Below are 7,083 nucleotides of genomic sequence, written 5' to 3'. Positions count from 1 at the left end.
CGACCTATGCGTGGCTTTTTGCACTTCTCAAGGGCGGGGCGCCCCGCTGGTCCGGTGGCCGGACGGCCATACTTTCTTTGCCTTTCTGCATCGGACCTGCCCAGCGCGGGAGCGCAGTATGGGAGCGGCGGCTCGCCGCCAGCCCCTTGCAAAAACTCGAAAAAGTGGCCTAAGCCACTTTTTCGACACGCTCAAGGCTCTCCCCAAAAGGGAGAGCCTTTTTTGAAGAAAGAAGCAGGACCAGCGCCACTCTGCGTCACTGGGCCAACGCCCCTTTTTCAACCTTTTCCGCAAAGAAAAGCCGGTATAATGGGAGCAAAACCGGAAAAAGCGGAGGGATGGACATGGAAAAACGAAAACGGGCGGAAAGAGCCCTTCCCCTGGGGGACAAGCTGCGCCGGTGGGGTGCAGACCCCCGGCTGCGATGGGCGGTGTGCCAAGGGATTTTAGCCGGGGGAGGGTATATTTTCACATCGGCGGCTTTGTTCGGCCAGGCCCATCCCTTTGCTCTGGCCTTCGGCGCTGCATTCTGCGGCGGAAAATGGGGGTTCGGCGCAGTATTGGGGGCTTTTGCAGGGTATGCTGTTACCTTGGGCAGCAATGGTCTTCACTACTGCGCCTCCCTTTTGGTGTGTGCCGCCTGTGCCCTGGTCTTTTCCAGCACCGGCTCCGACGGCCTGCGCCCTCTGATGCCTTTGTGTACGGCCTTTACCCTTTTATGCACCGGCAGCGCCCTGCTTATGACCCAATTCACCCCTGAGGGCCTGGCCCTTCTTCTGGGGGAGGCCGGGGTGTGCGGCGCCATGGTCTGCTTATACAGCCTTGCAGCCCGGCCTTCCTCTTCTCCCGGAAAGGAACAAGCCCTGCTGGCCGGGCAGGGAGCGCTGCTGCTTTCCTTTCTTTTGGCTCTGGAGCCCTGGCGGGTATTTCACATCCTGTCACCAGCCCGGGCCATCGGCCTGTTGGCTGTGATGACGGTGGCCTACTGTGCCCCTGGGGCCGGAGGCGCCGGGGCGGGAGTGGCTTTTGGTGCGGCTTTCGATCTTTCCGGCGGTATGGAGCTGCACTTTACCGGTCTGTACGGGGTGGCCGGGTTGATTGGCGGGCTGTGCCGGAAACGGGGCCGGCTGGGCTTTGGTGTGGCCTTTGTGCTGGCCCATTGTGCCGCCACTCTGTGGGCCATCCGCTCCCCCCAGGCGGCCTCCGGGCTGTATGAATGTTTCTGTGCCTCGGTGTTTTTTCTGGTGCTTCCCGAAGGGCTGCTGGCCCGAGTGAAAAGCGCCTTGGGCGATGGTGCAGCCCAAGCCTTTGCCCCAGCTGGACCGGGGCAAATGGGAAAATACGCCCAGCAGCGACTGCGCCAGGCCTCCCGGGCCTTGGAAGCTCTGGCCCTTAGCCTCACCGATGTACCGGTGAAAAACCAGGAGGACATCACCCAGGTGTTCCGCCGCAGTGCCGACAAGGTCTGCCGGTTCTGTCCGGTGCGGGAAGCCTGCTGGGACAAGGAATATGTGTCCACCATGGGGGTGATGAACGATGTGACCCAGGCCTTGCGGAAAAAGGGCAAACTCCAGGCGGAAGACTTTCCCGCCTATTTTGCCGCCCGGTGTCTGGAAATCCACCGGTTTGCCCAGGCGGTGAGCCTGGAATACGCCGCTCTGCTGCGCCGCCGGGGAGAGCTGGCCCGCCAGGGAGAAAACCGCAAACTGCTGCGGCGGCAATACGAAGGGGTGGGCGGACTGCTGCGGGACATGGGCACCACTCTGCTGGAGGGACCGGAATACTATCCCGCTTTGGAAAACCGGGCCAAAAGCGTGGCGGAAGCCTATTTCCGCCGGCCGGCGGTGGCCCTTTACACAAACCAGGGGCGAATGCGCTGTGAAGTGCGGGTATCTTCCCCAGAAGATCTTCCCGAGGATCATGGCGCTTTCGTCCGCAGTCTCTCCCTGGCCCTAGGCCGGGATTTCTGCCCGCCCCAGCCGGTAGAGGAGGACAAAGGCACTCTGGTGCGGTGTGTGGAGCGGGAGCAATTTGCCGTTTCTGCAGTGGCAGCCCAGCGGAAAAAAGAAGGGGAGACGGTAAATGGCGATCAATACATGGATCTTTCCACCGACGATGGCCGCCACCTGACCATGTTGGCCGACGGCATGGGCTCGGGAGAAGGAGCCGCCCAGGTGAGCCTGGAAACGCTGTCTCTCCTTTCCCGGTTTGCCCATGCGGGCTGCTCCCTGTGGGAAAGCGCCCGGGCGGTGACCCCTGTGCTCTCGGCCCGACTGGAAGAGAAGGGCTTTGTCACCCTGGATCTGCTGGAAATCGATCTGTATTCCGGCCGGGGCGCCGTGACCAAATACGGCGCCGCCCCCACCTGGCTCCTCTCCGGCGGCCGGGCCCGGAAGTTTTCTTCCCGGGCCTTGCCCGCCGGTCTGGAAGGGGGAGAAAGTCCGCCGGAACCGGAATATTTCCAGTTGAAAGACACTTGCACCCTGGTCATGCTCAGCGACGGTGCCGCCGAGCGCATCGACGGCCAATGGCTTTTGGATGCCTATCGCCGCCTGCCCTCGCCCCAGGCCCTGGCCCAGGAGGCCATCCAGGTCGCCGAACAGGGAGAGCGCCCTTTGGATGACCGGACGGTGCTGGTGGTTTCCGTCCAGCGCATCCCCAAAGAGCCGGTATAAAGGCCAAAAAACCGGGCCACACTAAGGGCAGACGCCATGGCGTTAAGGAGGAATGACAGATGGTGAAAGGTGCAGCCAAACGGGCGGTGATCGTCCGCCCTGCCGATACACAGCATTTTGAACAGGCGATCTTCATTGTGGCCGAAAACGAGAAGGGCGGCATGACCCAGGGGCAGCTTTTGCAGGAGGCCCAAAGGCTGACCGGCTGCTATGCCCCCGCCCAGAAGCTCCAGCGGATCAAAACGCCTCTGGCCTTTGTCGGCGGCATGGCCGCAGCCGGTGGTCTGTGGCTCATCAGTGCTCTGTTTTTTTGAAAAATGGGAACAATGGATGGTTTTGACCGTCTGGGTCCCGGAGGGAACATTTCCCTCCGGGATTTTTTATTGTTTTGGAGAAAATCTGTGAATTCCATTTGCACTTTTCCGGAAGATTGAATACAATAGAAAGAGAAAAACCATCGAAAAAAGGAGAAAAGATGAAACGGAAAAATTTTCTGCGCCTGATGGCGCTGCTTTTATCCCTGGTGTTTTTTGCCGGGTGTGCGGCTCAGAAAGTTCCACAAGAGGATGAGGCTTCATCCCAGGAACAGGAGGCCAAACCAGAAGAAGAACAAACCCCTCAGGAGCCGGAACCGGAACCTATGGAAGAAGCCTCCGCCACGCTGGTGGCCGTAGGGGACAACCTGCTCCACAACACCATTTCCTGGGATGCCCAGCAAAGCGACGGCAGCTATGATTTCACCCCGGTGTATCAACCGGTGAAGGATCTGATCCAAAGCGCCGACATCGCCTTTCTCAACCAGGAGGTGCCCCTCAACGGCACCGTAGGCCGTTATCCCAGCCTGGACGCGCCCCAGCAGGCCGCCGACGCCATTGTGGACTGCGGCTTTGACATCGTCAACGAAGCTTCCAATCATTCTCTGGACAAGGGGATCGACGGGCTGATGAATACCCTTAGTGCCTGGAAAGCCCGGAATATGCCGGTGATCGGCGCTTTCTCCACGCCGGAAGAGGCGGCCCAGCCCTGTATTCTGGAGCGAAACGGCATCACCTTTGGCTTTTTGGGCTATACATACGGCACCAACGGCATCCCCATTCCGGCGGGGAAGGAATACGCCATTTCCCTGATTGACAAAGACAAGATCGCCCAGGATATGGCCGCTCTGCGCCCTCAGTGCGACTATCTGGTGATCTCCCTGCACTGGGGCACCGAATACCTGCTGGAGCCTACCCAGGAACAGCAGGAACTGGCCCAGTTCGTCGCCGACCAGGGGGCCGACCTGATTCTGGGACACCATCCCCATGTGTTGGAAAGTGCCCAGTGGCTCACCCGGGCCGATGGGGGACAGACCTTCTGCATCTACTCTCTGGGTAACTTCGTCTCCTCCCAGAACACCAAGGAGACCATGCTGGGGGGTATGCTCAGCCTTACCGTTCATCGCCGCACAGACGGCACCATCGAAACCCTGGCCCCGGGCGTGCTGCCTATCATCACCCATTTTGAAAACGGGGGCAAAAATTACCGGGTCTATCCTTTGCAGGATTACACCCAGGATCTGATCTCGCTTCACGCGGTGAAAAAATACGACAATCCCATCACTTTGGATTATTATAACGGCCTCGCCCAACAGGTACTGGGAGAATTTTTGCAGACAAAGGAGAGTTTCGCGTGCCATCCATAGGAAATATCTCTTTTGAAAACCCTCTGTTGCTGGGCCCCATGGCCGGAGTCACCGACTCGGCCTTCCGCACCATCTGCCGCCAGGAGGGCGCGGCGGGAAGCTATACCGAGATGGTCAGCGCCAAGGCCTTGCTTTATCAGGACAAAAAAAGCCGTCAGCTGCTGTTCATCTCCCCGGAAGAACACCCCTGCGGCGTGCAGATCTTCGGCTCTGAGCCGGAAGTCTGCGCCCAGGCGGCCCAGCTGGCCCTGGAGATTTCCGGGGCGGATTTTGTGGACATCAACATGGGCTGCCCCATGCCCAAGATCACCGGCAACGGAGAGGGCAGCGCCCTGATGCGCAACATTTCTCAGGCGGAAAAACTGATCCGGGCCGTGCGCCAGGCGGTGCAGGTGCCGCTGACAGTGAAATTCCGCAAGGGCTATGAAGCAGACGAGGACACCTGTGTGGAATTCGGCCGTATGGCCCAGGCCTGCGGCGTGGATGCCGTGTGCGTCCACGGCCGCACCCGCCAGCAGATGTATGCGGGAAAAAGCGATCTGGATGCCGTTTTGCGGGTGAAAGAGGCTCTGAGCATCCCGGTGATCGCCAGTGGGGATATGTTCACCCCGGAAGATGCCCAGCGGGCTTTGCAGGGGGGCGCCGATTTCGTCATGGTGGCCCGGGGCGCTCAGGGAGACCCCCAGGTCTTTCGCCGGATGAAACGGGCTCTGGAGGGGCTTCCCCCTGAAAAAGAGCCCACTCTTTCGGAGAAGATCGCCTTGATGGACAAGCACATCGCCCTGATGTGCCAGCGGAAAGGAGAAAGCCGGGCCATGTCGGAGGCCCGCAAGCATATTTTGTGGTATCTCAAGGGCGTGCGGGGAGCCAAGCCCTTTAAACTGGAATTCAGTCATGTCAACACTCTGGCCGAGTTTCGGGCTCTGTGCCAGAAAATGGAGCAGCAGCTGGGGTAAATGAAAAGCAGGGGGAAGGAGGGGCGCCTGTGAATGAGCATATGGTCATCAACAGGGCCAAACAAGGAGATCAGCGGGCTTTTGAGACACTGGTCACCGAATACGAACAAAAGATATATAGCCTGGCCTATCACTATGTAGGCAGTGAACAGGACGCCATGGACATCTGCCAGGAAGTATTCCTGCGGGTCTACCGCTTCCTGCCCCAGTTCAGCGGGGAAAGTCGGTTTTCCACCTGGCTCTACCGGGTGACCTCCAACGCCTGCAAGGATTTCCTGCGGAAAAAAGGCAGCCGGATGGAAGTTTCTCTTTCTCAGGATGGAGAAGAGGAGGACTACACCCTGGAAGTTCCCGACCTACGCTATCACCCGGAAAATGTGCTGGAGCAAAAAGAAATGCGTCGCCAGATCGAAGAAAGCCTGCACCAGCTTTCCCCCGACCACCGGGAAATCCTGGTGATGCGGGATGTGCTGGGGCTGAGCTATGAGGAGATTGCAAACAGTCTGGACCTGGAAGAGGGTACGGTGAAGTCCCGCATTTCCCGGGCCAGGGAAAAACTGCGGATCAAACTCACCGAAACGGGGAACTTTTTCGGAAAGAAAAAGTCTAAAGGGGAGAAAGGAGGGAAACCATGACGGGCTGTGAAAAATACATCCAACAAATGAACCGGTATCTGGACGGTGACCTGCCCGCTTCCCAGATCTCCGATCTTCTGGAGCACCTGGAATCCTGCCCCTCCTGCCGCAACCGTTTTGACGCTTTGAAGATCATCGCCTTTGAAATGCGGCATATGCAGAAACAGCCGCCGGCCTCCCTCCATGAGCATATCATGGGCGCTGTGCGCCGTACCCCTCAAAAGCGAAGTCAATCCTATCTGCGGGCCTTCGGCATGCTGGCGGCCTGCGCTGCACTGCTGGTGCTCACATTGCAGCAGGGCTTTTTCCGCACCATGGGGGATTATTTCTTCCCTCAGGACGGAGTCTATTCCGGCGGCACCATGGCGGACACCACCGGCCAGGCGGCAAAGGGCAGCACCCAGGATTCCCTGGATCAGGGAAACAATCTGGAGAACGAAACCGACCTGCAATCTCTGGCCGATGCTTCCGATCAGACAGAGGACACTGAAGGTGCCTCCGAATACGACACCGCGGCCAAATCCAATGAAACCGGGGCTTCTAGTCCGCAGATGGAGGGACGCAGCCAGACGGCACCGGCCGATGGCGAAAGTTCCTCCAATTCCCAGGCAGGAGAAGCCCCCGCTTCCCTGGAGCCCTCGGAACATTCCCAAAGCGGATCCAATACACCGGAGACCGGCAGCGTGGAACCCAACCAGGACAAAGTGCAGCCGCACACCTCTGAAGCCGACAGCTCTTCCGACGCTTCCGGAAAAGCGGCATCCAATTTTATGGTGCCTTTTCTGGACACCGATGAAGTCTTTGCCTTCTATTGCGTGGCCACCGGCCGGGGGGAAATCCCCAATGCCTTTGAGGAAGACGAGATCGTCCGGTATCCGGAAAAAAACTGCGTTTATATCTATGTATCCACCCAGAACTTTACCCAGACCGGTTGCGAAAACCTGCTGCGGCTGGGCGGATTCACCATTCAAAACCCCACCAATCTGCCAAAGACCGACGCCGGTATGCCCTATGGCCTGGTGGTCATCTACCAATACCAGCAGCGGTAAATTTTGATTTTGCAAAGCAAAAAGCCATGGAAAGAGTTTCTTTCCATGGCTTTTTCTATTTCCCGGGTTTTTTCTTTTCCTTTTTGG

The 7,083-nt window shown here is 58.7% G+C and carries 6 protein-coding genes; all 6 read left to right on the top strand.

All coding sequences use genetic code 11. The features are described 5' to 3' along the window. The first annotated feature begins 344 nt into the window (after positions 1 to 344). Entirely contained in the window at positions 345 to 2,675 is a 2,331-nt protein-coding gene (locus tag KQI26_RS02525; RefSeq protein ID WP_216503064.1) for a SpoIIE family protein phosphatase, read from the top strand. 59 nt (positions 2,676 to 2,734) lie between these two features. After that, positions 2,735 to 2,989, top strand: coding sequence for a hypothetical protein (locus KQI26_RS02520; RefSeq protein WP_118746412.1), 255 nt, complete (start codon positions 2,735 to 2,737; stop codon positions 2,987 to 2,989). A 161-nt stretch (positions 2,990 to 3,150) separates the two neighbouring features. Then, the gene (locus tag KQI26_RS02515; protein WP_216503063.1) at positions 3,151 to 4,356 is read left to right on the top strand and encodes a CapA family protein; all 1,206 of its coding nucleotides are present in this window, start codon (positions 3,151 to 3,153) and stop codon (positions 4,354 to 4,356) included. Further along, a complete protein-coding gene (dusB, locus tag KQI26_RS02510) occupies positions 4,344 to 5,312 on the top strand; it encodes a tRNA dihydrouridine synthase DusB (RefSeq protein WP_216503062.1) in 969 nt (322 codons plus the stop codon). Before KQI26_RS02515 ends, dusB begins: the two co-directional genes overlap by 13 nt. Before the next feature lie 29 nt (positions 5,313 to 5,341). Continuing rightward, positions 5,342 to 5,947, top strand: a complete 606-nt coding sequence (locus tag KQI26_RS02505; RefSeq protein WP_371744058.1) for an RNA polymerase sigma factor — start codon at positions 5,342 to 5,344, stop codon at positions 5,945 to 5,947. Further along, a complete protein-coding gene (locus KQI26_RS02500; RefSeq protein ID WP_216503061.1) occupies positions 5,944 to 6,996 on the top strand; it encodes a zf-HC2 domain-containing protein in 1,053 nt (350 codons plus the stop codon). Before KQI26_RS02505 ends, KQI26_RS02500 begins: the two co-directional genes overlap by 4 nt. Positions 6,997 to 7,083 lie beyond the last annotated feature (87 nt).

This window comes from Intestinimonas sp. MSJ-38 (assembly GCF_018917925.1).
Lineage (GTDB): Bacteria > Bacillota > Clostridia > Oscillospirales > Butyricicoccaceae > Pseudobutyricicoccus.
The sequence above is the reverse complement of the archived record's forward strand: the minus strand, read 5'-3'. Positions and strand labels throughout refer to the sequence as shown.

Coding starts and splice junctions, on each gene's coding strand:
- KQI26_RS02525 (WP_216503064.1), top strand. CDS start 345: ATGGAAAAACGAAAACGGGCGGAAAGAGCCCTTCCCCTGGGGGACAAG.
- KQI26_RS02520 (WP_118746412.1), top strand. CDS start 2,735: ATGGTGAAAGGTGCAGCCAAACGGGCGGTGATCGTCCGCCCTGCCGAT.
- KQI26_RS02515 (WP_216503063.1), top strand. CDS start 3,151: ATGAAACGGAAAAATTTTCTGCGCCTGATGGCGCTGCTTTTATCCCTG.
- KQI26_RS02500 (WP_216503061.1), top strand. CDS start 5,944: ATGACGGGCTGTGAAAAATACATCCAACAAATGAACCGGTATCTGGAC.